This is a genomic window from Pseudarthrobacter sp. NamB4, from assembly GCF_005796185.1.
In the GTDB taxonomy this organism is placed as follows: domain Bacteria; phylum Actinomycetota; class Actinomycetes; order Actinomycetales; family Micrococcaceae; genus Arthrobacter.
On sequence record NZ_VAHM01000003.1, the window covers coordinates 40,782 to 64,593 of the forward strand.

14 protein-coding genes and 2 tRNA genes are annotated in these 23,812 nt (G+C 65.8%); 11 read left to right on the top strand and 5 right to left on the bottom strand.

Annotated elements, in window-relative coordinates; genetic code table 11:
* Nucleotides 1-262: 262 nt before the first annotated feature.
* On the top strand, nucleotides 263-4,807 hold the full coding sequence (locus FDW81_RS03195) for an ExeM/NucH family extracellular endonuclease (RefSeq protein ID WP_138132699.1): 4,545 nt from the start codon (nucleotides 263-265) through the stop codon (nucleotides 4,805-4,807).
* Between the two features lie 49 nt (nucleotides 4,808-4,856).
* Here the strand turns inward: FDW81_RS03195 and FDW81_RS03200 are convergent, their stop codons facing one another.
* Nucleotides 4,857-6,797: an FAD/NAD(P)-binding domain-containing protein gene (locus FDW81_RS03200; protein ID WP_138132701.1), complete on the bottom strand. Its 1,941-nt coding sequence runs from the start codon at nucleotides 6,795-6,797 to the stop codon at nucleotides 4,857-4,859.
* 65 nt (nucleotides 6,798-6,862) lie between these two features.
* On the opposite strand from FDW81_RS03200, the gene FDW81_RS03205 reads away from it, so the two are divergent.
* The 4 genes from FDW81_RS03205 (at nucleotide 6,863) to FDW81_RS03220 (ending at nucleotide 11,387) form a co-directional block, all read left to right on the top strand.
* Nucleotides 6,863-9,172, top strand: a complete 2,310-nt coding sequence (locus FDW81_RS03205) for a prolyl oligopeptidase family protein (protein ID WP_138132703.1) — start codon at nucleotides 6,863-6,865, stop codon at nucleotides 9,170-9,172.
* A complete protein-coding gene (locus FDW81_RS03210; protein ID WP_138132705.1) occupies nucleotides 9,169-9,693 on the top strand; it encodes a GNAT family N-acetyltransferase in 525 nt (174 codons plus the stop codon). The genes FDW81_RS03205 and FDW81_RS03210 overlap by 4 nt, the downstream gene beginning before the upstream one ends.
* 58 nt (nucleotides 9,694-9,751) lie before the next feature.
* Nucleotides 9,752-9,840 (top strand) — tRNA-Ser (locus tag FDW81_RS03215).
* Nucleotides 9,841-9,938: 98 nt separating this feature from the next.
* Nucleotides 9,939-11,387 (top strand): MFS transporter, encoded by a 1,449-nt coding sequence (locus FDW81_RS03220; RefSeq protein ID WP_138132707.1) that lies wholly within the window; start codon nucleotides 9,939-9,941, stop codon nucleotides 11,385-11,387.
* 77 nt (nucleotides 11,388-11,464) lie between these two features.
* Here FDW81_RS03220 and FDW81_RS03225 read toward each other — a convergent pair whose 3' ends face one another.
* On the bottom strand, nucleotides 11,465-13,642 hold the full coding sequence (locus tag FDW81_RS03225) for a RecQ family ATP-dependent DNA helicase (RefSeq protein WP_138132709.1): 2,178 nt from the start codon (nucleotides 13,640-13,642) through the stop codon (nucleotides 11,465-11,467).
* Nucleotides 13,643-13,790: 148 nt separating this feature from the next.
* On the opposite strand from FDW81_RS03225, the gene FDW81_RS03230 reads away from it, so the two are divergent.
* The 3 genes from FDW81_RS03230 (at nucleotide 13,791) to FDW81_RS18675 (ending at nucleotide 16,581) form a co-directional block, all read left to right on the top strand.
* Nucleotides 13,791-15,209, top strand: a complete 1,419-nt coding sequence (locus FDW81_RS03230; protein ID WP_138132711.1) for a phosphomannomutase/phosphoglucomutase — start codon at nucleotides 13,791-13,793, stop codon at nucleotides 15,207-15,209.
* 6 nt (nucleotides 15,210-15,215) lie between these two features.
* Nucleotides 15,216-15,734 carry a hypothetical protein gene (locus tag FDW81_RS03235; protein WP_240719885.1) on the top strand — a complete coding sequence of 173 codons (519 nt, stop codon included), beginning with the start codon at nucleotides 15,216-15,218 and terminating at the stop codon, nucleotides 15,732-15,734.
* Between the two features lie 421 nt (nucleotides 15,735-16,155).
* Nucleotides 16,156-16,581 carry a hypothetical protein gene (locus tag FDW81_RS18675; protein WP_370278699.1) on the top strand — a complete coding sequence of 142 codons (426 nt, stop codon included), beginning with the start codon at nucleotides 16,156-16,158 and terminating at the stop codon, nucleotides 16,579-16,581.
* Between the two features lie 145 nt (nucleotides 16,582-16,726).
* Here FDW81_RS18675 and FDW81_RS03245 read toward each other — a convergent pair whose 3' ends face one another.
* Nucleotides 16,727-18,553 (bottom strand): phosphoenolpyruvate carboxykinase (GTP), encoded by a 1,827-nt coding sequence (locus FDW81_RS03245; RefSeq protein ID WP_138132945.1) that lies wholly within the window; start codon nucleotides 18,551-18,553, stop codon nucleotides 16,727-16,729.
* A gap of 277 nt (nucleotides 18,554-18,830) precedes the next feature.
* On the opposite strand from FDW81_RS03245, the gene FDW81_RS03250 reads away from it, so the two are divergent.
* The 3 genes from FDW81_RS03250 to FDW81_RS18065 all read left to right on the top strand — a co-directional run bounded on the left by FDW81_RS03250 (nucleotide 18,831) and on the right by FDW81_RS18065 (nucleotide 21,281).
* Nucleotides 18,831-18,904: transfer RNA gene (locus FDW81_RS03250), tRNA-Arg, on the top strand.
* 149 nt (nucleotides 18,905-19,053) lie between these two features.
* On the top strand, nucleotides 19,054-20,505 hold the full coding sequence (locus FDW81_RS03255) for an NAD(P)/FAD-dependent oxidoreductase (protein WP_370278729.1): 1,452 nt from the start codon (nucleotides 19,054-19,056) through the stop codon (nucleotides 20,503-20,505).
* 107 nt (nucleotides 20,506-20,612) lie between these two features.
* Complete coding sequence (locus tag FDW81_RS18065) at nucleotides 20,613-21,281, top strand: hypothetical protein (RefSeq protein WP_171027094.1); 669 nt, start codon at nucleotides 20,613-20,615, stop codon at nucleotides 21,279-21,281.
* Between the two features lie 28 nt (nucleotides 21,282-21,309).
* Here FDW81_RS18065 and FDW81_RS03265 read toward each other — a convergent pair whose 3' ends face one another.
* Nucleotides 21,310-21,837, bottom strand: coding sequence for a histidine phosphatase family protein (locus tag FDW81_RS03265; RefSeq protein WP_138132717.1), 528 nt, complete (start codon nucleotides 21,835-21,837; stop codon nucleotides 21,310-21,312).
* Nucleotides 21,838-21,997: 160 nt separating this feature from the next.
* A complete protein-coding gene (locus FDW81_RS03270; protein WP_138132719.1) occupies nucleotides 21,998-22,864 on the bottom strand; it encodes a winged helix-turn-helix domain-containing protein in 867 nt (288 codons plus the stop codon).
* Between the last annotated feature and the right edge of the window lie 948 nt (nucleotides 22,865-23,812).

Below are 23,812 nucleotides of genomic sequence, written 5' to 3' on the forward strand. Positions count from 1 at the left end.
GCCGGCACTCGGGATGCGCCGGCCACCGCCAACAGCATCACCGGCACAGGGCTACTGGGGCTCCGGACCGGTGGACGGCCCGTTCCGCTGGGGAGCGTCCCGCCGAATGCACGCGCTATCAACCCTGCGTTCATTCAGCGCTGTTGAGATGTGCCGGAACACCACTTGACCAGGAGCAGGTTCCGGGCCCCTGTCCGTCGGTACAACCCGGACGCCTTCCATCGGGTCCCCCACCGGGACACCCCTATGAAAGTAAGAGCGGATGCATCAGAAACCTTGGAAATTAGCGCTGGGCACAGTGCTGTCCGCGGGGCTCGCAGGAGCTCCCGCGGCAGCGCTTCCCGCAGCGGCCTATCCTGCCGCGGAGGTCTCACCCGCGGCAGGCACTTCGCCCGTCGTCATCAACGAGGCCTACCTCAGCGGCGGCAGCAGCGGCGCCGCGTACAAGCACAAGTTCGTGGAGTTGTACAACCCGTCGGACGCCCCGGTCTCGCTGGACGGCTGGTCGGTCCAGTACCGCTCCGCCACCGGGACCGCAGCGCCCAGCGGCGTCGCGGCATTGACGGGAACGGTCCCCGCCAAGGGGTACTTCCTCATCAAGGCCGGCACCAACAACACAGCTTCGACCGCCCCTGACCTTCCCGCCGCGGACTTCCAGGCCACCGGTTTCAGTCCTTCCGGCACCACCGGGACGATTTTTCTTGCAAAGCAGCCCACCGCCCTCACAATCCCCGCCGGTTCTGTCATCGAGCCTGCCGGGGTTGCTGATCTCCTCGGTTACGGCACCTCCAACACATACGAAGCACTGGCGGCACAGGCTCCAACCTCCAACACCGACGTCAGGAGCCTTAACCGCACAGCAGGCGCCGACACCAACAGCAACGCTGCGGACTTCAGCCTGAATGCGTCCATCACTCCTACGGGCACGGGCGGCACCACCACACCCGACCCTACGCCTGATCCTGCCCCCGCCCCCTCCACCAGGACCATCGCCGAGATCCAGGGCACGGGTACCGCGAGTCCCCTGGCCGGATCTACGGTAACCACCGCGGGCAAGGTCACCGCCGTCTTCGCCACGGGCGGCCTCAACGGCTACTACCTGCAGACCGCCGGCACCGGCGGTGACCTCACCGCCACGAACCATGCGGCGTCGGACGGCATCTTTGTCTACTCCCCCGCCACTGTGGCTGCGGTCCAGCCGGGGGACTTTGTCCAGGTGACCGGCGCAGTGGCCGAGTACTACGGACTGACCCAGCTCAACGTCACAGCGGCCGCCTCCCTCACGAAACTGGCCGACGCAGCACCCGAGGTAAAGCCCACCGCCTTCACGCTGCCTGCCAACGAGACCTTCCGGGAATCCCTCGAAGGCATGCTGCTGGCTCCCCAGGGCGCCATAACCGTCTCGGACAACTACAGCCTCAATCAGTACGGCGAGATCGGCCTGGCAGGCGGAACCGCTCCCCTGGTCCAGCCCACCGCCGTCGCGCCGTACGGCTCGACTGAGCACGCCGCCGTCGTAGCTGGAAATGCCGCCCGCGGCATCAAGCTCGACGACGGCGCCAGCACCAACTTCCTCAAGGACGCCGCCACGAAAGCCCAGGTACTGCCGTACCTGACTACCACTGACCCTGTAAGGGTGGGCTCCCCCGTCACCTTCACCACCAACGTGGTGCTGGGCTACGCCAACAACGCCTGGAAGCTCCAGCCGTTGACCCACCTGACCGAGGCCAACAAGGCATCAGTCCAGCCGGCATCCTTCGGAGCCACCCGCCCTGAGGCTCCGGCAGCCGTCGGGGGCAGCCTCAAGCTGGCCTCGTTCAACGTGCTGAACTACTTCCCCACCACGGGCGACCAGTTGACCGGCTGCACCTTCCATGAGGACCGCCAGGGCAACCCGATCACCGTCCGCGGTGGCTGCGATGCGCGCGGAGCGGCCAACCCCGAGAACTTCCAGCGGCAGCAGGACAAGATCGTCTCCGCGATCACCAAAGCCGGAGCTGATGTTGTCACCCTGATGGAGATTGAAAACTCCGCACAGTTCGGGAAGAACCGCGACGACGCCCTGGCCAAACTGGTTGACGCACTCAACACCGAGACCCCGGGCATCTGGGACTACGTCCGGTCACCGGCAAATGCGCCCCCGCTGAGCGATGAGGACATGATCCGCACCGCCTTCATTTACAAAAAGGCTGTTGCTGAGCCCGTGGGTGAGTCGGTCATCCACAACGACACCGAGGCCTTCTCCAATGCCCGCAAGCCGCTGGCCCAGGTCTTCAAGCCCGTGGGCGGCGGCGCCGGCACCAAGTTCATCGCCATCGCCAACCACTTCAAATCCAAGGGCTCTGCCGCCACACCGGAGGACACTGACCAGGGCCAGGGCGCCTCCAACCTCGCCCGCACCGCACAGGCCAAGTCGCTGCTGGATTTCGCCACCTCCCTGCAGGAGTCCAAAAGCACCGACAAGGTGTTTTTGATCGGCGACTTCAATGCGTACGGCAAGGAAGACCCGATCAACGTCTTCACGTCTGCCGGCTACGTCAACCAGGACGAGAAAGCGCGCAATGCTGACGGCACCGCCAAGCACTCGTACCTCTACGGCGGAATGGTCGGGTCGCTGGACCATATTCTCGCCTCCCCCGGTGCCAATGCGGCAGTCACCGGGGCGGACATCTGGAACATCAATTCTGTTGAGTCCGTGGCCCTTGAGTACAGCCGCTACAACAACAGCGTCACCAACTACTACGCACCGGACCAGTACCGCGCCAGCGACCACGACCCCGTCATTGTGGGCCTGAACCTGGAATCGGCACTTGCCACCGTTGACCTGAACTTCCTGGGCATCAACGACTTCCACGGCAGGATCGACGCCAACACCGTCCTGTTCGCCGGCACCATCGAGAAGCTCCGCGCGGCTGCCGCTCCCGGCGCCACCGCCTTCCTCTCCGCCGGCGACAACATCGGTGCCTCGCTGTTTGCCTCCGCCGTCGCAAAGGACCAGCCCACGATTGATGTGCTGAACGCTTTGGAGCTTCGGGCCTCGGCCGTGGGCAACCACGAATTCGACGGCGGCTGGGCCGACCTGCGCGACCGCGTCATCGCCGGTGGTGCCAACGCAAAGTTCCCCTACCTGGGTGCGAACGTATACGCCAAAGGCACCACCGAGCCGGTCCTGCCCGAGTTCACCGTGCTGGAGATGAACGGCATCAAGGTGGCCGTGATCGGCACCGTCACCCAGGAGGTTCCCTCCCTGGTAACTCCCGCGGGGGTTGCCGACCTTGAGTTCGGCGACCCCGTGGAGGCAATCAACCGGGCCGCCGCGAAGATCACGGCGGAGAACCTCGCCGACGTCATCATTGTGGAGAACCACGACGGCGCCGGGTCGGGAACTGTGGAAGGCTCCACTTTGGCGGAGGAAGTGGCAGCCGGCGGGGCTTTTTCCAAGCTGGTCACCGAAACGTCCGCCGACGTCGACGCCATTTTCACCGGCCACACCCACAAGGAGTACGCGTGGGACGCCCCTGTCCCGGGAGTTGAGGGCAAAACCCGGCCCATTGTGCAGACCGGGAACTACGGTGAAAACGTTGGGCAGATCCAGCTGACCGTGGACACCGCCACCAGGGAAGTAACTGCGTACAAGGCCGGCAACGTCAAGCGCACCACCGACCCCGCCGCGGACCTGATCGCTGCCTACCCCCGCGTTGCCGCCGTCGACGCAATCGTGAAGAAGGCACTCGCGGACGCCGCCGTCGTCGGCAACCAGCCGGTGGGAGCCGTCACCGCGGACATCACCACCGCCTTCAGCACGGACGCCGCGGGTGTTGCCAAGCGCGATGACCGCGGCAGCGAGTCCACCCTGGGCAACCTGGTGGCTGATTCCCTGCTGGACTCCCTGCAGCCGGCCGAGCTGGGTGGCGCCGAGATCGGCGTGGTCAACCCCGGCGGACTGCGGAACGAGCTGTACTACGCCCCGGACGGAACCATCACCTACGCCGAGGCCAACGCCGTGCTGCCGTTCGTGAACAACCTCTGGACCACGTCCTTGACCGGCGCCCAGTTCAAGGCCCTGCTGGAACAGCAGTGGCAGACCAACGCGGACGGCACGGTTCCCAGCCGCGCCTACCTCCAGCTGGGCCTGTCGAAGAATGTGAACTACACGTACGACGCCGCCCGGCCTGCCGGGGACCGCATAACATCGGTGCGCGTGAACGGTGAACTGCTTGATCCGGTCAGGTCCTACCGGGTGGGCACGTTCAGCTTCCTGGCTACCGGTGGCGACAACTTCCGGGTCTTCACCGAAGGCACCAACACCCGGGATTCGGGCCTGGTGGACCGGGACGCCTGGATCGGGTACCTGCAGAAGAGCAGCCCGGTGTCTCCGGACTTCGCCCGCCGTTCTGTGGCTGTCACCAACAGCACGCCCAGCGAGGTGAAGCCGGGCGAAGCCATCACGTTGGCCGTTTCCAAGCTGGACCTGACGTCGCTTGGCAGCCCCGTGAACAGGAGCCTTTCGGCTACGTTCACGGACTCTGCGCGTACCGTGACGCAGCTGGGAACAGTTCCGGTGACCTCCGGCACGGCCGCTGTGAACCTGGCGGTCCCGGCCGGAGCAGCGGAAGGCACGGGGACCCTGGTCCTCACCGCTGCCGAATCCGGCACCGTGGTCACCATGGCGGTGCTGGTTGGTGCGGACACACCGGCGCAGCCGGCCTGCGCTCCGCCGGTCAAGCCGTCCCGGCCGGCTGATGCGCCTGGCCAGGGCAACTACGGCCAGGCCATGGCCGCCTACAGGGCCTGCCTCCGCGGCTGATGGGCTGAGCGCCGGGGCCCGGCTGCCTGCAGCAGGCACCGACGGGCAGTTACAGCCCCAGGATCGCCTGGGCGATCTCGTCCGCGTCGCGCAGGGTGCGCTGGCCGCTGCGGTAGGCAGGCTGGCCCGGCTGCACGGCTTCGGCAGCAATGGCCGTCCCCCACTGGGAGGAGGAGAGCTGCAGCCCCAGCACGTAAAGGTTTTCCGTGGCGGAGCCGTTTGCTGCCACCGGCCGGTACGGATGGGGCAGAACGTCCAGGCCGGTGGACTGCACGGGAGCCCCCTCCGCCGTCATCATGAGCTTGGACCTGACCAAACCGTCCGCGAGCAGTCGCTCCAGGACCGGTGAATCGTTTGCGGAAACCCTGTTGCCCGGGGCGAGCGCCTCCACCATGGTCCTCGCAGTGACCGGCGGCCCGTCCACCCATGGGGACGATGCAGTGAAAACCGCGTTTCTACGGTCCACCGCGAATTTGGGATCCGGCCCCACAAAACTGACAATTCCTGCGCGTGCCAGCGCAGCCAGTTGTTCTGAGCGCAGCGCCGGCGGTCCGCTGGCCAGGCCCTCAACGAAGGACTCGAACCAGCCACGCAGGCCAGCGACCCAGGACTCATCGGTGATGCCGCCGTCGGCCACTGCCGTTTTGAGGACGGCCCGGCCGCGGTGCAGGGCTCCGATGGCCATCTTCACCGGATCTTCCTCGCCTAGCGCGGAACGTCGGGCATCGTCTAGCAGGTACTCCACCACCGCGGCGTCGAGTTCCGTGCGCGAGGCGAACGAGCGCCCGGCCAGCGGCGCTGCCAGTCCCGGCAGGTCCAGCCGGTGGCGGGGCCCGACATGGACGGCCAGCACGCTCTCCACGCTGTCCTCCCACTTGCCGGCACTGTGCGCATGCGGGTGCAGTGCATCCTCAAGCGCGGCGAGGAAGGCCGCCGTGTCCGGAACCGCACCGGGCTGTGAACGCACCAGGGTGCCGTAATAGGCCCAGAGGGTGTCGCGGTGCAGGAGGGGCCACAGGTCATGGTCGAAACCCGGCCGGATGCCGGCGGTGCGGAAGCGCTCCAGCGCAGCTTCCGTGAGGTAGCGCAGCCTGACCGACGACGGGTAGTAGCCTGCCAGCCCAGCCTTCGCCCGGTAGGGGGTGCCGCGCCGGGACGCCGCTATGATGAGCGGCTCCTGGCCTGACGGTTCATAGTCAAGGCGGCCGCCGGTGCTGACGAACTTTCCGCCGCGGCCCTCCGTGAGCTGCACCATGGTGTCGAAAAAGTTCAGGCCCATGCCGCGGACCAGTACAGGTTCACCGGCCGGGATGGCAGACCAGTCAACGTCTGCCGGAACGGCCGGCGGCAGGTACTGCAAACCCAGCTGTTCTGCCGAGGCCCGGAGTTCCCGCTGTTCCGGGTTCAGCCTCGACGGGATGTGGCCGAGGGCCAGCACCACTGCGTCGGCGCGCAGGGTTGTGCCGGTGGCGAGGCCGACGTCGAAACTGCCGTCTGCTGCGGGACGTACGGATTCGGCCGTGGTTTCGTGGAAGTCGATGCTGACGCCGTCGGGCGCCTTTTCCATCAGCTCCTCCAGCGTGCAGCGGAGGTACCGGCCGTAGAGGGCCCGGCTGGGGAAGTCGCTGGACTCCAAAACCGCCAGCTCTGCCCGCTCGTCTGCCGTCAACGAAGGCAGCGGAGTGCGCTGCTGCACCGCCCGCCACTGGTCGAAGGTGGCACCGGCAATCGGCGGGGCCAGGGACGGGTCCTGCGGAATCAGCGTGGGATAAAAGGACTGGGTGTTCATCAGGTACAGCCGGGACTGCTGCGGCTGCCACACGTGGCCCGGCCCGGCCGGATAGGGGTCGATGACGTCGACGTGGAGCTGCACGGACCCTGAACGTCCTGCGCCCAGGGCCGCGGCGTTGGCGAGCAGGCGTTCCAGCACGCTGGTGCCCCGGGGGCCGGCACCAATGATGGCGGTCCGGATGCTCTGCGTTTTTTCCACGGCATCCAGAGTACGGGCTGACGGCGTGACTTGCCCGCGGGGAGCGAAGTTGTTTGGATGTCCCAATGACCACCACTGCAGCTGATCCAGCACCCGCCTCCGGTTCCGGCGATACCTCCGGCGGCGTCCCCTCGGGCGTCGCCCCCGAGCCTACCGACGAGAATGCGTGGCTGGAGGACATCTACGGCGAAGAGCAGCTTGCGTGGGTCAAGGAGCAGAACTCCCGCACGGAAGACCTGCTGGAGGACGCCGACTACGCGGAACTCGAGGACAGCATCCTGGAGGTGCTGGACTCCACGGACCGGATCGCCATGGTGGGAAAGCGCGGCGACTGGTACTACAACTTCTGGAAGGACGGGCAGAACCCGAAAGGGCTGTGGCGCCGCACCACCTGGGAAAGCTACTGCACGGATTCCCCCGAATGGGACGTCCTGCTGGATGTCGACGCCCTGGCCGCCACTGAGGGCCAGGAGTGGGTGTTCCACGGTGCCACCTTCCTCCGCCCAAAGGCCGGGGAGCCCTACCGCCTTGCACTGCTGGCCCTCTCCCCCGATGGCGGCGACGCCAACCGTTACCGCGAATTCGACGTGGAGCGCCGCGCCTTCGTCGACCCGGCAGACGGCGGCTTCGACCTGCCGACGGCGAAGGGCAACGTTTCCTGGCTGGACGCCGAAACGCTGCTGGTCGCTTCCACTGCTGAGGGGCTGCCGAAGACCGCATCCTCCTACGCGCGGACCGCTGTGACACTCACTCGGGGCGCGTCATTGGCCCAAGCGCCGCTTCTCTTCGAGGTCCCCCAGGACCACATGATGGCAGTGGTGGCCCACGACCCCACGCCCGGCTTCGAGCGCACCTTCGCCGTTGACTACATCGATTTCTTCAATCGCAGGAACCTGGTGCTGCGTGACGGGGACTGGGTGCAAATCGATGTTCCTACAGATGTCAACGTCAGCGCGCACCGGGAATGGCTGCTGTTCCGGCCCCAGCAGGACTGGACCATTAACGCCGTGACGCACCCGGCGGGTTCGTTGCTCGCCTGCGGGTTCGAGGACTACCTCGCCGGAGTCCGGGATCTTGCGGTGCTGTTCACACCGGATTCCCGCACGTCGCTCCAGTCCTGGAGCTGGACCCGCAACTTCCTGCTGCTCAACCTCCTCAAGGACGTCTCATCCGAGATCCGGGTGCTTGATCCGTCCCGGCCGGGTGCTGGGGCGGATGGCTCCAGCGCCGCCAGCGCCTGGGCCTGCACCCTCCTTGATGCCTGCCCGCCCCTGCACGACGTCAATGCCTACGCGGTGGATGACGAAGACGAGGCGGGGGCCACTGCCGACAGCGGCGCCGGCGACGACTTCTGGCTGGTAGCCACCGGCTTCACCACCCCCACTACCCTGATGCGCGGCACACTGGAACGCGGCACGCTGGAACACGGGCACGACGACGGCGGTCGCCAGGAGGCTGGTGAGGCACTTGGCGTGGTGAGCCGGCATGCGGTGGTCAAGTCGTCGCCGTCGTTCTTTGCGGACGGTGAGTATGAAGTGCAGCAGCACTTCGCCGTGTCCGACGATGGCACCCGCGTCCCCTATTTCCAGGTTGGACCCCGGGACCTGGCGCTGGACGGGCAGAATCCCACGCAGCTTTCCGGCTACGGCGGGTTCGAGGTTTCCCGCACGCCGGCCTACAGCGGCACGGTGGGCAGGGCCTGGCTGGAGCGGCGGACCACCGGCGTGCCGGGTGCGGACGGGCAGGCCGCGCACTCCCGGGGCGGAGTCTACGTGGTGGCGAACATCCGCGGCGGCGGCGAATACGGGCCGGCGTGGCACCGCGCGGCATTGCAGGAAAACCGGCACAAGGCTTACCAGGATTTTGCAGCGGTGGCCAAGGACCTCATATCGCGCGGGGTGACCTCCCGGGAGAGGCTGGGCTGCGTGGGCGGGTCCAACGGCGGGCTGTTGGTGGGCAACATGCTGACCCGGTACCCCGAGCTTTTCGGCGCAGTCTCCTGCGGCGTGCCTCTGCTGGACATGCGCCGCTACACCAGGCTCTCGGCCGGCCACTCCTGGATTGCCGAATATGGCGACCCGGACGTGCCGGAGCAGTGGGAGTTCATCAAGACTTTCTCCCCCTACCATCTGCTCAAGGACGGCGTGGAGTACCCGGAAACGTTCATTTGGACGGCTACCTCGGATGACCGGGTGGGTCCGGTGCAGGCCCGCAAGATGGCGGCCCGCATGCTGGCGATGGGCATCCCGAATGTCTGGTTCCACGAAGCACTTGAGGGCGGGCACGCCGGGGCGTCTGACAATCGGCAGGCCGCGGCGCTGCAGGCCCGCAGCCAGCACTTCCTGTGGAGGGCGCTGGCCGGCAGAACCGGATGACGCCGGTGCTGATGGTGCGGCGTGCTGCCGCTTCCGATGTGGAGGGGCTGGCGGAAGTCCACCTTCGCTGCTGGCGGGAAACGTACCGAGGGATGCTGTCCGGGGCGTTTCTGTCAGCTGTGGACTCGGCCAACCGGTTGGCACTGTGGCGGTCGCTGTTGGACCGCCCCGAACCGGCTGAGGCGTGGGCGGCGTGCGACGGCGGCACGGTGGTTGGTTTCGCCGGCGTCCGCCACGTGCCGGCCGGGGATCAAACGCATCCTGTCCCGCCGCCGCCGTCCGGCAGCCTTGAACTGTGGGGCCTCTACCTGTTGGCATCGCACCAGGGGCTGGGGCTGGGACGGCAGCTTCTGGAAGCCGCGCTCGGGGGTGAGGCGGCGAGCCTCTGGGTCGCAGCCGAAAATGCGAAGGCCATCGCGTTCTACCGCCGCTTCGGGTTTGAACCCGATGGCGCCGAGGACATTTTGGTGGACTGGGAGAACCTTCGTGAGGTCCGGATGGTGCGGGCAGCCCGGCGGTGAGCCGTTTTGCACTGGATGCCCGGATCTGCGTATCCTTGGTGGGCTAGGAATAGCAATTGGAGACGTGCCAGAGCGGCCGAATGGACTTCACTGCTAATGAAGGGTCGGGGTTAAACTCGACCGGGGGTTCAAATCCCCCCGTCTCCGCGTTTGGCCCCGGTCCCCGGACCGGGGCCTACTGCGTACCCGGTCCGGGGACCGGACACCCTGCGCGTTGCCCGTTCCGCCGGTGGCAGGATAAGCGGATGGCAGCAAGCAACAAGGTGGCTGAGGGATCAGGAACCACGCAGGTCTGGAACCCCCGCCTCGCGCTCCTGGTGGCCGCGACGTTCTTCATGGAGTTCCTCGACGGCACCGTCCTCACGACGGCCATCCCCAACATCGCTGCCGACTTCGCTGTGCCTGCTGCCGACGTCAACATCACCATGACCGCGTATTTGTTAACCGTGGCTGTGGGAATTCCCCTCAGTGGCTGGCTGGCCGAGCGGTTCGGCGCACGGCGGGTCTTCTGCCTCGCCATCGCGGTGTTCACCATCGCATCCCTGGCCTGCTCCCTCAGCCAGGACCTTTCCATGCTGACGGCCAGCCGCATCCTGCAGGGTACCGGCGGGGCCATGATGGTACCGGTGGGAACCCTGGTGGTGCTGCGGGGAACCCCAAAATCCGAGCTCCTGCGTGCAACCGCGTTCCTTGTCTGGCCCGGCCTGCTGGCGCCGGTCCTGGCCCCGCTGGTGGGCGGTGCGTTCACCACGTACTTGTCCTGGCACTGGATCTTCCTGATCAACCTTCCGCTAGGCGCCGCGGCCTTCATCACCGCTTTCCGGCTGGTCCCTGCCACTGCCGGTGATCCCGGCCGAAGGCTGGACTGGCCAGGCCTGCTTCTCACCACGGCCGGAGTTGGAGCCTTGGTGGTGGGGCTGGAACTGGCCAGCACCCATCCCGATCTTCCCTGGGCCGGCATCAGTGCCTTTTCAGGAGCAGCGGCCCTGGCTGCCGCTGTCCTGTGGATGCGCCGCAGCGTGAACCCGCTCTTTGACCTGGGCGTCTTTCGCACCCGTACCTTCAGGGCGATGGCCACCGGCGGCTTCATCTACCGGCTGACCATCAGCTCAATACCCTTCCTCCTTCCGCTGATGTTCCAGCAAGGGTTCGGCTGGTCCCCGCTGCATGCAGGCATCATGCTGGCCGCGGTTTTCATCGGCAACATTGGCATCAAACCCGCCACCACACCCCTCATCAGGCGTTTCGGCTTCAAGGCAATGCTGGTCTTCGCTTCCCTGGCGTCGGCGGTGACCTTTGTCCTCTGTGCCCTGCTGACGCCCGAGACGCCGCAGGCGCTGACCTTCGCCCTGCTCGTGTGCAGCGGAGCCTTCCGCTCCATCGGCTTTTCGGCCTACGCGTCGGTGCAGTACGCCGACATTGTGCCGGCCCAACTCACGTCCGCCAATACCGTCTCAGCCACCCTGGTCCAGCTCGGCACCGGTACCGGCATCGCCGTCGCGGCCCTCCTGATCCGGTCCTTTGACGGGCTTGCGGCCTTCCCACAGGATCCCGCAGGGCCATTCCGCGGCGCCTTCCTGGCCATGGCCGTGCTGATGCTGGCCAGCACCGCCGACAGCCTCTTCCTGCCGCGCCATGCAGGAGCAGAAGTCAGCCGGCCGGAGGCAAACCGGACTGGGCCCCGGCCTGCCTGAGGTAACCCAGCCTGGGCCGCGACGGCTTGGGCTCAGCCGGCCCAGGCTCAGGCGGCCCAGGCTCAGGCGGCCCAGGCTCAGGCGGCTTGCGCGAGGGCCAGCGGAAGCACAGCGCCCGCGCCTGCCTGGCGAAGGGCGCGGCCGGCGACAGTGAGCGTCCACCTGCTGTCCACGATGTCGTCGACCAGCATCACGCTGCCGCCCTGGAGGGAAGCCAGCGCGGCCTCGAGCTCCGGCCCCACCACCAGGCGGTCCCACACCCCGGCCAGGCGGTAGGCGCTGTTGCCACCGCGGCTCCCCGTAGGGCCGCCGTGGGCCAACTGCAGCTCACCCAAGTAGGGGATGCGGCCAATTCCAGAGATGCCTTGCGCGAGGGAACCCACAAGTTCGGGCTTGGATCGCGAAGGGATGCTGACAATGCCGGCAGGCCGTCCCGCTCCGCTCCAGCCCGGAGTGCGGGTATCCCCGGCGCCCCATTCGCGCAGGACCTGCACGCACGCCTGCAGCATGCCCGGCTCCACGGGACGGTCCGGCGCGCCGGCCGCAAACAGCTCGCGCAGGGCGCCACCCCAGCCAAGGTCCGTCAACCGCGCCAGGACCCGCCCTTCGGCGAGTCCTTCTGCAGGTTTCAGCTTGCCTTTGACCGGAACGCCAAGGCGGTCCATCCCGCTGGGCCACTGCAGCCTTGCCTCCAGCACACCACCAGCCCTGCTGAGGGTCTGCCCGGCTGCAGCGGTAGCTGTTTCGTCTATCTCTGCCGGGAACCAGCGCCCCGCGCAGTTGTCGCACCTGCCACAGGGATGAGCGGTCTCGTCGTCAAGGACGGACGTGATGTATTCCATCCGGCAACCAGCGGTGTCCTGGTAAATCACCATGGAGTCCTGCTCGTCCACACGGGCTTCGGCAATCCGCTGGTACCGCTCGGCATCGTAAACCCAGGGCTGCCCGGTGGACCGCCATCCGCCGCCCACCCGCTCCACTGCGCCGTCCACGGACAGCACCTTCAGCAGCAGCTCCAGCGGAGTCCGGCGAAGATCGACCCGGGCTTCCAGTGCCACCGTGGAGAGGGCTGTGCCTGCTTCGGCCAGTGCCGTGAGAACGGCCGCTGCTTTCTCCTCCGAGGGCATGGATGCGGTGGCGAAGTACTGCCAGATATCCCGGTCTTCGGTGCCGGGCAGGAGCAGGACATCAGCGTTGGCTGCACCACGGCCGGCACGCCCCACCTGCTGGTAGTACGCCACCGGCGAGGACGGGGCGCCCAGGTGGACAACAAAACCCAAGTCAGGCTTGTCGAAGCCCATCCCCAGGGCGGAGGTGGCCACCAGCGCCTTGACTTGGTTGTCCTTCAGCAGCTGTTCGGCGCGTTCCCTGTCCGCGGGGTCCGTGCGGCCGGTGTAGGCCAGCACATCGTGGCCGGCTTCCGCCAGAAGCCTGGCGGTGTCTTCCGCCGCAGAAACGGTCAACGTGTAGATGATTCCGCTGCCGGGAAGGTCGGTGAGATGGGTCAGCAGCCAGCCCAGCCGCTGTTTGGCGTCCGGCAGGGACAGGACACCCAGCCGCAGCGAGTCCCTGCCCAAGGCACCGCGGATGGTCAGGACGCCCACGCCGAGCTGCTCTTCGATATCGTGCACCACCCGGGAGTTGGCGGTGGCAGTGGTAGCCAGCACCGGGACCGAGTCCGGCAGCTGCGTGATCAGGTCAGCGATCCTGCGGTAATCTGGCCGGAAGTCGTGGCCCCAGTCCGATATGCAGTGGGCCTCGTCGATCACCAGCAGGCCGGTGCGCCGGATAAGTTCGGGGAGCTGGTTCTCCCGGAAAGACGGATTGGTCAGCCGCTCCGGGGACACCAGAAGGACGTCCACCTGGTCGGCGGCCAGCTGTTCGCGGACATTGTCCCATTCCAGCTGGTTGGCGGAGTTGATCGCCACCGCACGGACCCCTGCCCGGGCGGCTGCGGCCACCTGGTCCCGCATCAGGGCAAGCAGGGGCGAGACGATGAGGGTGGGCCCGGCCCCTCTGCGCCGCAGCAACAGCGAGGCCACGAAATAAACGGCTGATTTTCCCCACCCTGTCCGCTGGACCACCAGAGCCCGCCGGCCGCCGTCGACCAGTGCCTCTATCGCCTCAAATTGGCCCTCATGGAAGCCCGCCTCCGGGTTGCCCACCAGTTCGCGGAGGACCTCCAGGGCCTGGCCATGGGTGGCGGAGGCAGGAGCAGGATCAGTAATTACCGTGGCGTACTGGTTATCGACCATTGATTCAGTATCCCAGCCCCCTCCGATAGCCGGCACCCTGCGATGTGCTATGTGGAAACCCTGAGGCTCCACATATTGCCCGCACATAAGACGGCCTGGCCTGCGCAACCCGGCCACCAGCTCCAGGCTTGCCCGTAAGATAAAGCCCGTGACTAGCGAACAGACAACGACTTTTGACCTTTCGGGATCCTTCAAGGCGTATGACGTCCGGGGCATCGTGGGCCAGACCATCACCGCCGAAATTGTCGAAGCCGTGGGGGCGGCGTTCGTGGACATCCTGCAGCTTGCAGGCCAGACCATCCTGGTGGGTGGCGACATGCGTCCTTCCTCCCCGGAGTTCAGCAAGGCCTTCGCCAACGGCGCAGCCACCCGGGGCGCCAACGTTGAGCTGCTGGACCTGATTTCCACCGACGAGCTCTACTTCGCCTGCGGCTTCTACAACCGCGCCGGTGCCACCTTCACCGCCAGCCACAATCCTGCCGGCTACAACGGGATCAAGATGTCCAAGGCCGGTGCCGTGCCCATTTCCTCGGAAACAGGCCTCAAGGACATCCAGGCCCTTGCTGAGCAGTACCTCAACGAAGGTTCAATTCCGGCAGCGGGAAGCCGCGGCCACATCAGCGTCCGCGACGTCCTGAAGGACTATTCGGAATACCTCCGCAAACTCGTTGATCTGTCTAATTCCCGTCCGCTCAAGGTGGTTGTGGATGCAGGCAACGGCATGGCCGGCCTCACCACCCCGGCAGTGCTGGGCGACACCCTGCTTCCCAAGCTGCCGCTGGACATCGTTCCGCTGTACTTCGAGCTGGACGGTTCTTTCCCCAACCACCCTGCCAACCCGCTGGAACCGGAGAACCTGCGCGACCTGCAGGCCGCGGTGATCGAGCACGGCGCGGACATCGGCCTGGCCTTTGACGGTGATGCCGACCGCTGCTTCGTGGTGGACGAGAAGGGCGATCCCGTATCGCCGTCGGCCATCACCGGCATGGTAGCGCGCCGTGAAATTGCCCGCGCGAAGGCCCAGGGGGAGGCCACCCCCACGATCATCCACAACCTTCTTTGCTCCCGTGCGGTGTCCGAGCTGGTGGAGCACGACGGCGGACGGCCGGTCCGCACGCGTGTGGGCCATTCCTTCATCAAGGCAGTCATGGCGGAGGAAGGCGCCGTGTTCGGCGGCGAGCACTCAGCCCATTTCTACTTCCGCGACTTTTGGAACGCCGACACCGGCATGCTTGCGGCGATGCATGTTCTGGCCGCGCTGGGCGAGCAGGACGGACCGCTTTCGGAGCTGGGCCGCGAGTACGAGCCCTACGTCAGCTCAGGTGAGATCAACTCCGAAGTCGATGACAAGCCCGCCGCAGTGGAGCGCGTTCGCGCAGACTTCGCCGGCGAGGACATCACCATCGACAGCCTGGACGGCAGCACGTTCACGGCCAACGACGGCAGCTACTGGTTCAACCTGCGCCCGTCCAACACCGAGCCCTTTCTCCGGCTCAATGCCGAAGCTACAGACCGCGCAACCATGGAACGGATCCGGGACCGGGTCCTGTCCCTTGTCCGGGCATAGGGCAGCATGACCGAAGAAACCGGTCCGGCCATCGAAGGACACGGTTCCCGGGATGACGGCTCCCAGGAGCCGGCCTCCTGGCGGGATTCTGTGCCGGAAAGCACCGCCACGGACCTGGAGAACCTCCTGGGCACGGGCATCAGCGCCGCCCAGGAGCAGCTCCAGCGCAACGGCGGCTTCCTGCCCTTCGCACTGACAGTACAGAACGACGGCGAGGTGCGGCTTGTTGCGGTGTCCCCGGCAGATGCCGTGGAAGGTTCTGACGGCGACTTCGATGCCGACGCGATGATCAGCGACCTTACAGCCCTGCTGAGGCAAAATCGGGAGGATTTCCGGGCTGCTGCAATAGTCTGCGACATCCTGCTGGTTGAGGAAGACTCGGACGCGATCCACGTTGCAGCCGAGCACAGCGATGGTTCTGTTTTCGCCGCGGTACTCCCCTACTCCCCTAATGCCGGAACCCAGACATGGGAGTTCGGCGAGTTGAGCGCTGACACGAACAAGCCTGCCATCTGGGTGGACTAGACCGGCCTGCCGCCCATGAAGATCAACGCACTTGCCGACGTCAGCCTGCGGGCCCTGATGGTACTCGCGGCCGCCGGTGGTTCGGGCCGGACCGGCGGCTCCCGGCTGAGCCGTGCTGATACTTGCATCTCGGAGGCAGGCACTTGCGAAGGCCGAACGAACGCCCCCGCCGCTACCCTCAGGAGTTCCCCGCTCTCGGAAAAATGCCGCCCCGTCATCGAAGCAACGCTGCCCCTGGTGGGGTCCCGGACCGTTGCATCATGCCCAAGTTCTGTGCCCGCCTGTTCGCTGCACACTCTGAAGTCCTTCATGTCCTTTTCAGCCGCTCCATTGAGCGCTCCGGCAACCGGCATTAGGCGCTGGCGGGCAGCATTGCGGCCTTCGCCATGCACCTCGTGAACAACCCCGGCACCCTCCCCGAGTGCTCTCGCGCATCGCCCACCGGCACGCCTACCTGGGCATCACCGAGCCCCAGTACCACGTAGTGTACGAGCACGTGTCCGCCGCCATCGCCGAGGACCTGGCAGAGGTCATCACTCCGGAAATCGCCGAGGCCTGGACCGAGGTGTACTGGCTGATGCCGACGCCCTTATCCAGCTTGAATAGGGCCTCTACGCCGCGCAGGACAACCACCGGATGTGGATGCCATGGCGGGTCGCGGGCAAGACGCCGGCCGGCGCAGGCTCCATCACCTTCACGCCCGAGCCGGCCGACGATACCCCCAGCACCCCGGCCAGTACATCACCCCTTCATGAAGAACATCCGGAACGAGGCCATCAATGCCGGCATCCCGGCCACCCGGATCCACTACAAAGTTTTCGGCCCGGACATCTGGTTCGCCAGCTGACATGGGTGGGCCCACGCCGGCCGGGTTCCCTTGCCGAGCTTGGGAGGCAAGGGGGCGGGTGGGGAACGACGACGGCCCCGCACCTTTTCGAAACAGGTGCGGGGCCGTCGTATTTAGGACGCCGTTGTCCTCAGCGGCGGAGCTTTCAGCCCAGCCTGGCTTTCAGGCCTTCGAGCTCCGACCGGAGCGCGTCCGGCAGTGAGCCACCGAAGTTCGCAAACCATTCCTCAATGGAGGCAAGTTCCGCGGCCCACTCGGTGGGGTCGACCTTCACGGCCTCTTCCACCTGTGCAGGGGTCATGTCCAGGCCCGCAAGGTCGATGGCGTCGCCGCTCGGCACGAAACCGATCGGGGTGTCCACGGCGTCAGCCTTGCCTTCGAGGCGCTCGATCGCCCACTTGAGCACGCGGGCGTTGTCGCCGAACCCGGGCCAGGCGAAGCCGCCCTCAGAGTTCCGACGGAACCAGTTGACCAGGAAAATGGCGGGCAGCCGCTCCGGGTTTGCCTTCGCGGACAGGTTGACCCAATGGTTCAGGTAGTCACCGGCGTCGTAGCCGATGAAGGGCAGCATGGCCATGGGGTCGCGGCGCACGACGCCGACGGCACCGGCCGCCGCCGCAGTGGTTTCCGAGGAAAGCGTTGCGCCCATGAAGATGCCGTTGGACCAGCTGCGTGCCTGGGTAACCAGCGGGATGGTGGTCTTGCGCCGGCCGCCGAACAGGATGGCGGAAAGCTCGACACCCTCAGGGCTGTAGTACTCCTCGGCCAGCATGTCAATCTGGTCGATGGGAGTGCAGAACCGGGAATTCGGGTGGGCCGCAGGCTTGTCGGAAGCGGGGGTCCAGGAGTTGCCCTGCCAGTCGGTGAGGTGCCCCGGCACCTCGTCCGTCATGCCCTCCCACCAGACACCGCCGTCGTCGGTCAGTGCCACATTGGTGAAGATGCTGTTGCCCTTGGCGATGGCACGCATGGCGTTGGGGTTGGTGCCCCAGCCTGTGCCGGGCGCAACACCGAAGAGGCCGGCCTCTGGGTTGACTGCACGCAGCTCGCCTTCCTTGCCGAACCGCATCCAGGTGATGTCGTCGCCGAGGGTCTCAACCTTCCAGCCTTCGATGGTGGGGTCGAGCAGCGCCAGGTTGGTCTTGCCGCAGGCGGAGGGGAAGGCGGCGGAGACGTAGTACGTCTTCTGCTCGGGGGAAGTCAGCTTGAGGATAAGCATGTGCTCGGCCAGCCAGCCCTCATCGCGGGCCATGACGGACGCGATGCGCAGGGCGTAGCACTTCTTGCCGAGCAGGGCGTTGCCGCCGTAACCGGAGCCGAAGGACCAGATGGACCGCTCTTCGGGGAAGTGGACAATCCACTTGTCCGGGTTGCAAGGCCACGGCACGTCTTCCTGGCCCGGTTGCAGCGGCGCGCCGAGGGAGTGGAGCGCCGGGACGAAGAAGGCGTTGGTTTCGGTGATGCGGTTCAGGACGTCAGTGCCGATGCGGGCCATGATGCGCATGGACGCAACGACGTAGGCGCTGTCCGTGATTTCGACGCCGAACTTGGGATCCTCGGCGTCGAGGTGGCCCATGACGAACGGGATGACGTACATGGTGCGGCCGCGCATGGAGCCGGCGAACAGGCCGCGCAGCTTCTCCTTCATCCGGGCCGGGTCCATCCAGTTGTTGGTGAACCCCGCGTCGCGCTTGTTTTCGGAGCAGATAAAGGTCTGCTCTTCGACGCGGGCCACGTCCGCTGGATCGGAGAAGGCCGCGAAAGAGTTGGGGAAGAGATCCTGGTTCAGGCGGGTCAGCGTTCCTGCTGCCACCAGCTCGTCGGTGAGACGGGTGTTCTCCTCTTCGGAGCCGTCAACCCAGTAGATACGGTCCGGCTGCGTTAGCTCAGCAACCTCCTCGACCCATGCCAGTAGTCCGGCATGTGTGGTGGGTGCGTTATCAAGCAGCGGCTTCTGCGCCAGATCGCCCATTTCGGTTCCCTTCCTCGGGTTCATCGGTGTGTGCTAAATGCTATGGTCCGGACCACTCCAGTTTTTTGGTCGCATACTGACCAAATCCCGACACAAAAATGGGTTTCCGCGGAAATTCAAGGGAAAGTGGCAGCACACAGTGCAATTAAGTGACGAAGGTCACCTAGACCGGTCTAGTCGTGCAGATTACATAGGTTTCGATTTGGCACGACGGCCCACCCTCGCGTAAAGTAATTCGAGGTTCAGGGAGAGCGGTTCTCCTCCAGGAACACGAGATGCGCCCATAGCTCAGCTGGATAGAGCGTCTGTCTACGGAACAGAAGGTCAGGGGTTCGAATCCCTTTGGGCGCACAGACAAGGTCCGCACCGGCTCGCCGGTGCGGACCTTCTGCGTTAAGCAGGTAAGACATCTCGTGGGTTAGCAGCCCCATCTTGGGGGCGAGCCGACCCACCCGCTGCACAGGCAACTCCCGCCTGCCCCGGCGTAGGCTGTCCCCATGATGCCCCAGCCTGTTAAGCAGGAATATGACGTTATTGTGATCGGCGCCGGTGCCGTGGGGGAAAACGTAGCGGACCGAGTGGTGCAAGGCGGCTTGTCCGCGGTGCTGGTGGAGGCCGAACTTGTGGGCGGGGAATGCTCCTACTGGGCGTGCATGCCGTCCAAGGCGCTGCTGAGGCCCGGTACTGCCCTGCACGGCGCCCAGACAACCCCCGGCGCCAAGGAAGCTGTCACGCGGACACTGGACGCTGCGGCCGTCCTCAAGCGCAGGGACTACTTCACGTCCAACTGGCAGGATGACAGCCAGGTTGCGTGGGTGAAGGACTCGGGAATCGGCCTCATCAGGGGCCATGCCTGGCTTACCGCAGCCAAAAGCGTTGAAGTGGCAGGTTTGGACGGAACGTCCCACCAGTTGCTGGCACGCCATGCAGTGGTCCTGGCCACCGGATCCGTGCCGAACTTACCTCCTGTCCCAGGGCTGGAGCACCTGCAGGTGTGGGGCACCCGGGAAGCAACTTCTGCCCATGAAGTTCCGGAGCGGCTTGCCGTCCTGGGTGGCGGGGTAGCCGGCACTGAACTGGCCCAGGCATACGCCCGCCTTGGGTCCGCGGTAACGCTGGTGGCACGCAGCAGACTGCTAAGGAAATACCCCGAGGAGGCCGCCACGCTGGTGGCTGCCGGCCTGCGCGCGGATGGAGTGGAGATCCGCCTCAATACCGAAACGAGGAGCATCTGCGGCAACGACGACGACACTTTCGCCGTGCAACTGGGCGACGGGACGTTCATCACCGCAAACAAGGTACTGGTTGCCACTGGCCGACATCCCGCCCTCGATGGCCTGGGGCTGGAGGGTATTGGCTTCGAGCCGGACCAGCATGGACAACTGGATCTCAGCACGGACAGCTCGGGCCTGGTGCAGGAAACTCCGGGGGACGAACCCTGGCTGTATGCGGTGGGCGACGCGGCCGGCAAGAACCTCCTGACGCACCAGGGAAAGTACGAGGCCCGGGCAACCGGAGACGCGATCGCAGCGCGGGCGAAAGGAGAGCTCGCCGGGACGCCGGAGGTTTGGAGCCGCTACGCCCAGACAGCAAACCAGCACGCGGTACCCAACGTGGTGTTCACGGATCCTGAGCTGGCGACGGTTGGCCGCACCTTGGAAGCTGCCCGCGACGACGGGTACAACGCTTCCTCAGTGGAGCTTCCCATCCAGGTGGCAGGTTCCTCGTTGCATGCGGAGAACTACGAGGGCTGGGCGCAATTGGTGGTTGACGAGGACCGGCAGGTCCTGCTGGGAGCCACTTTCGCCGGCCCGGACGTCTCCGAACTCCTGCACGCTGCCACCATCGCTGTGGTGGGCGAAGTGCCGCTGGCCAGGCTTTGGCATGCCGTCCCCTCGTATCCGACGATCAGCGAGGTGTGGCTGCGGCTGCTGGAGAAGTACGGACTCTGAGCTGTGTAGACGGAACGGCAGCAGCGTGACTAAAGCGTTGCGGCAATCCCGGCCAGACTGCGGGGCCAGGTGCTGAAGGAGCGTGCGCCTCAGGGATGATGGAGTGCATGGGGTACAGCGGAAAATTTGCAGTCATCACCGGCATCGTTGCAGCCGGCCTGCTGGTGCTGACCGGGATGACGCTCGCCGAACCGGTGTTTGTGGCGTTCGCCGGCGTCCTGGCTCTGGCATGCCTCGCCTGCATCATGGAAATCCTTAACCGGGGGCGCCGCCTTGCCCTGCTCGCTGCCGGTGCTGGAACCAGCCTGACGATTGCTTTTTCGCTGGCCTTCCTCAGCACCTGGGAACGGGCATTTAGCGGGGAATCGTCCTTTATAGGCACACCGCTTCCCACCGGCGACCCGGACAACTACTTTTTCGCGGCTGCCGGGGCGGCCCTGGGCACGCTGCTGGTCCTGTTCCTCGGCACGGCCTGGCCAGTAGGACGGCGGCTGCGGAGCCCGGGCGGGAAGGCCACAATGGCAAAGCGACGGGCTGCGACGGCGGCCGGCCGCCCGGGGGCCGCAGGAACTCGCCAGCGAAAACCCACCCTACAGCGGGCAGCAGGGGCCGCAGGGCAGCGCGGAACGCCCCCGCGGGCAGCCGGCGGGGGAACGGGCGGCCTCCGCGCTCCTGCAGGCTCTCCTGCAGCGGCAGCCAAGCGGCCGTCGTCGTCTGCTTCACCTTCAACCAAGCCCGCACCCCGGTCCGGGAGTGGCGCGGCCTCCCGCCGCTGACGCCGGCGCTGCCGCCGGCGCGTAGCAGCTAGTGCGCCCGCGGAACCTTGAATCTGGTGATGCGTGCGTCCTGCCCGTCCAGCTCCGCCCACGACTTGTCGGTTTCAAGAACGGTGAGTGCGTTGGTGGGGTACCGGGTGGCTGCATCCATGTAGGCGTCGTGGTCGGAGTCCCTGGAGGCAAGATGCATGGCGAGGTCCTGCACGCCGGGCAGATGCGCAATCAGCATCAGCGTGGTGACCGTATCCGGAACATGGTTGATTACCGTCAGCATCCGCAGCGCTGAGGCTGCGTACAGGCCATCTTCAAGCTTGGGTGTGGGCGCTTTGTCACCGAGTTCAGAGCAGACCCAGGTGCACGTTTGCCGGGTGCGCAGTGCGCTGGAGCAGAGGATGAAGTCGGGGACAATGTTGTGTTTGAGCAGCCAGCGCCCTGCCAGGGGCGCTTCCCGATGCCCCCGCTCCTCCAGTGGACGTTCATGGTCAGCCACCCCGCCAGGCCAGTCAGCCTTGGCATGCCGCATGATCACAAGTCGCCGAAGATGGTGCTCACTCATGGCCTTAGCCTAACGCCCAGCCAAGAGCAGCGAATGCGGCCTATAAACGTTCACGCCAGGCACGCAGTTTCCCAGCCGCGGAGGCCACTGCTTCTGTTCGAAGGGTGTCAGCAAAAGCGAAAGCGCCCGCCCCAGTGGGATGGACGCATTCGTGAAGCAGCTAGATCGAGTACTCCGGAGCGGCCCAGACAACCACCTCGGGGTGCTCATAGAACCGGTAGCCCTGGCCACGGACCGTGCGGACAGTGTTGGCGAGTCGGCCGAGCTTGGAGCGCAGGCGGCGGATGTGGACGTCGATGGTGCGCTCGTTGGGCACCTCTTCGGCATTGCGCCACAGGCCTTCGAGGAGCTCATCGCGGCCGACAGTGCGTGTGCCGTTCTCCACGAGGTAGTTCAGGAGTTCGAACTCCTTGAAGGTGAGGTTGAGCGACTCGCCGTCCAGGTGGACTTCCCGGCGGGCCAGGTCAATCAGGACGCCGGACGGGCGCGGCTCCTGGGCCTGCGGGGGGCGGGGTGCTTCGCTGCGCTGGCGGGTATTGACTGTGGGATCGCCAAAGGTGGAGCGGACGACGTCAAGCGCGGAACCGGGAGTGCCGGCGGGGGCTACCGCAACTGCGGCGTAGCTCTCGGCTCCCGCGACCAGGGACTGGGCGTAGGCCCGGATCTCCTGGGCCAGCTTGGCAATGGACGTTCCGGCCGCCGCTGCGGTCTCTTCATCGATGCCCATGTACAGGACGAAGCCGCGGGCGACGTTGTCGTTGGCGACAGGACGAACGGCGTTGGGCCCGGCGACAACCGGGGTGGGAGCGGTCATGGGCGCTGTTTCAGCAGGCTGGACGGCACGGAGCTGTCCGTAGGAATTGGGGTTGAAGCCCTGCGGCGCATAGCCCTGCGAAGGGAAGCTGCTTCCCGAAGAAGAGGGGGAAACGGCCGGGCGCGGTCCAAAGCCGGGACGGAGGCCCGAGGGCTGGCCGGCCTTGGCGGCGTTACGGACAGAAATGTGGACGTATCCAGATGCAACTGACATGTGTGCTTACCTCAATGTGAATGGCCGTCATCACGGCCCGAATGCTGGGTTGCCCCGCACTGCGAACTGGGAAAGGGCGCCCGACGCTGGGCTGGGGGGCGAATGCCTAAGAACTTCGGAGGGTGGGAAGGTCAGGCGCACATTCGACAACAGCGCATGTCGGCAGCAGCGGATGTGCTGGGCCAATATTCTGCGGCTGCAGGTGCTGTTGAGTTCTTGTTCACATTGGAAGTGTGCAGCGTAACAATGACAACTTGCAAGTAACAATGGACGCAATCGTCCGCATGGTGAGACTAAAACGGCTAACGTGGCGCAAATCACGATTTCGGCGGACCGCAGAAAATAACAGCTGTTATCCGACAGCGGCGGTTCTGCACCGGGTTTTCGAGAACATTCTTCGGCACTACCCCTAGTCTCTGCGTTTTCGTTCAGGAAGTGGCGCAAGGCGGAAATTTTCCTCCCCGCACTTCCGGCCTGTCCAGTCGGCGTTTCCCTGGACAGGAAAAATTTTCCTGTTGAGGAGCAGAGGAGCCGGATTCAGCGCAGAAGAACGGGTGATTGCAAAATTCCACTCGTTAGGTTGGCATTCACAGCTTGCGCACAGGAATGCCAGCGTGACGAGAACGTCATGGCGGAGCTCGTGGACCAGGTCTTTGCACGGTTCGCCCGCGCAGACGCGCGCTGGGCGGGCACAGCCGGCGGCCCTGGAGCTGCTGCAGGTGAAGGAACCAGCGGCCTCGGACGTCCATCGCCGAGTCCAATACCGAGGCCCATGGGGGCGGGTAACGGTAACGTCACAGCCCGGATGCACCCAGTTTCGATCCAGCTTCCCCCGCTGCAGAAACGGGGAAAGACTGGGCAGGAGCGCAACGCGGCACGCCGCCGCCCGTGATCTCTGTTACCAAAATGTGACTTAAGCGGTGCGCTCCTGTACCGTCGATTGGGTGC

Bases quoted from the DNA above. Each gene is read 5' to 3' on its own strand.
- FDW81_RS03195 (WP_138132699.1), top strand. From the start codon at position 263: ATGCATCAGAAACCTTGGAAATTAGCGCTGGGCACAGTGCTGTCCGCG.
- FDW81_RS03205 (WP_138132703.1), top strand. From the start codon at position 6,863: ATGACCACCACTGCAGCTGATCCAGCACCCGCCTCCGGTTCCGGCGAT.
- FDW81_RS03210 (WP_138132705.1), top strand. From the start codon at position 9,169: ATGACGCCGGTGCTGATGGTGCGGCGTGCTGCCGCTTCCGATGTGGAG.
- FDW81_RS03220 (WP_138132707.1), top strand. From the start codon at position 9,939: ATGGCAGCAAGCAACAAGGTGGCTGAGGGATCAGGAACCACGCAGGTC.
- FDW81_RS03225 (WP_138132709.1), bottom strand. From the start codon at position 13,642: ATGGTCGATAACCAGTACGCCACGGTAATTACTGATCCTGCTCCTGCC.
- FDW81_RS03235 (WP_240719885.1), top strand. From the start codon at position 15,216: ATGACCGAAGAAACCGGTCCGGCCATCGAAGGACACGGTTCCCGGGAT.
- FDW81_RS03245 (WP_138132945.1), bottom strand. From the start codon at position 18,553: ATGGGCGATCTGGCGCAGAAGCCGCTGCTTGATAACGCACCCACCACA.
- FDW81_RS03255 (WP_370278729.1), top strand. From the start codon at position 19,054: ATGCCCCAGCCTGTTAAGCAGGAATATGACGTTATTGTGATCGGCGCC.
- FDW81_RS18065 (WP_171027094.1), top strand. From the start codon at position 20,613: ATGGGGTACAGCGGAAAATTTGCAGTCATCACCGGCATCGTTGCAGCC.
- FDW81_RS03265 (WP_138132717.1), bottom strand. From the start codon at position 21,837: ATGAGTGAGCACCATCTTCGGCGACTTGTGATCATGCGGCATGCCAAG.
- FDW81_RS03270 (WP_138132719.1), bottom strand. From the start codon at position 22,864: ATGTCAGTTGCATCTGGATACGTCCACATTTCTGTCCGTAACGCCGCC.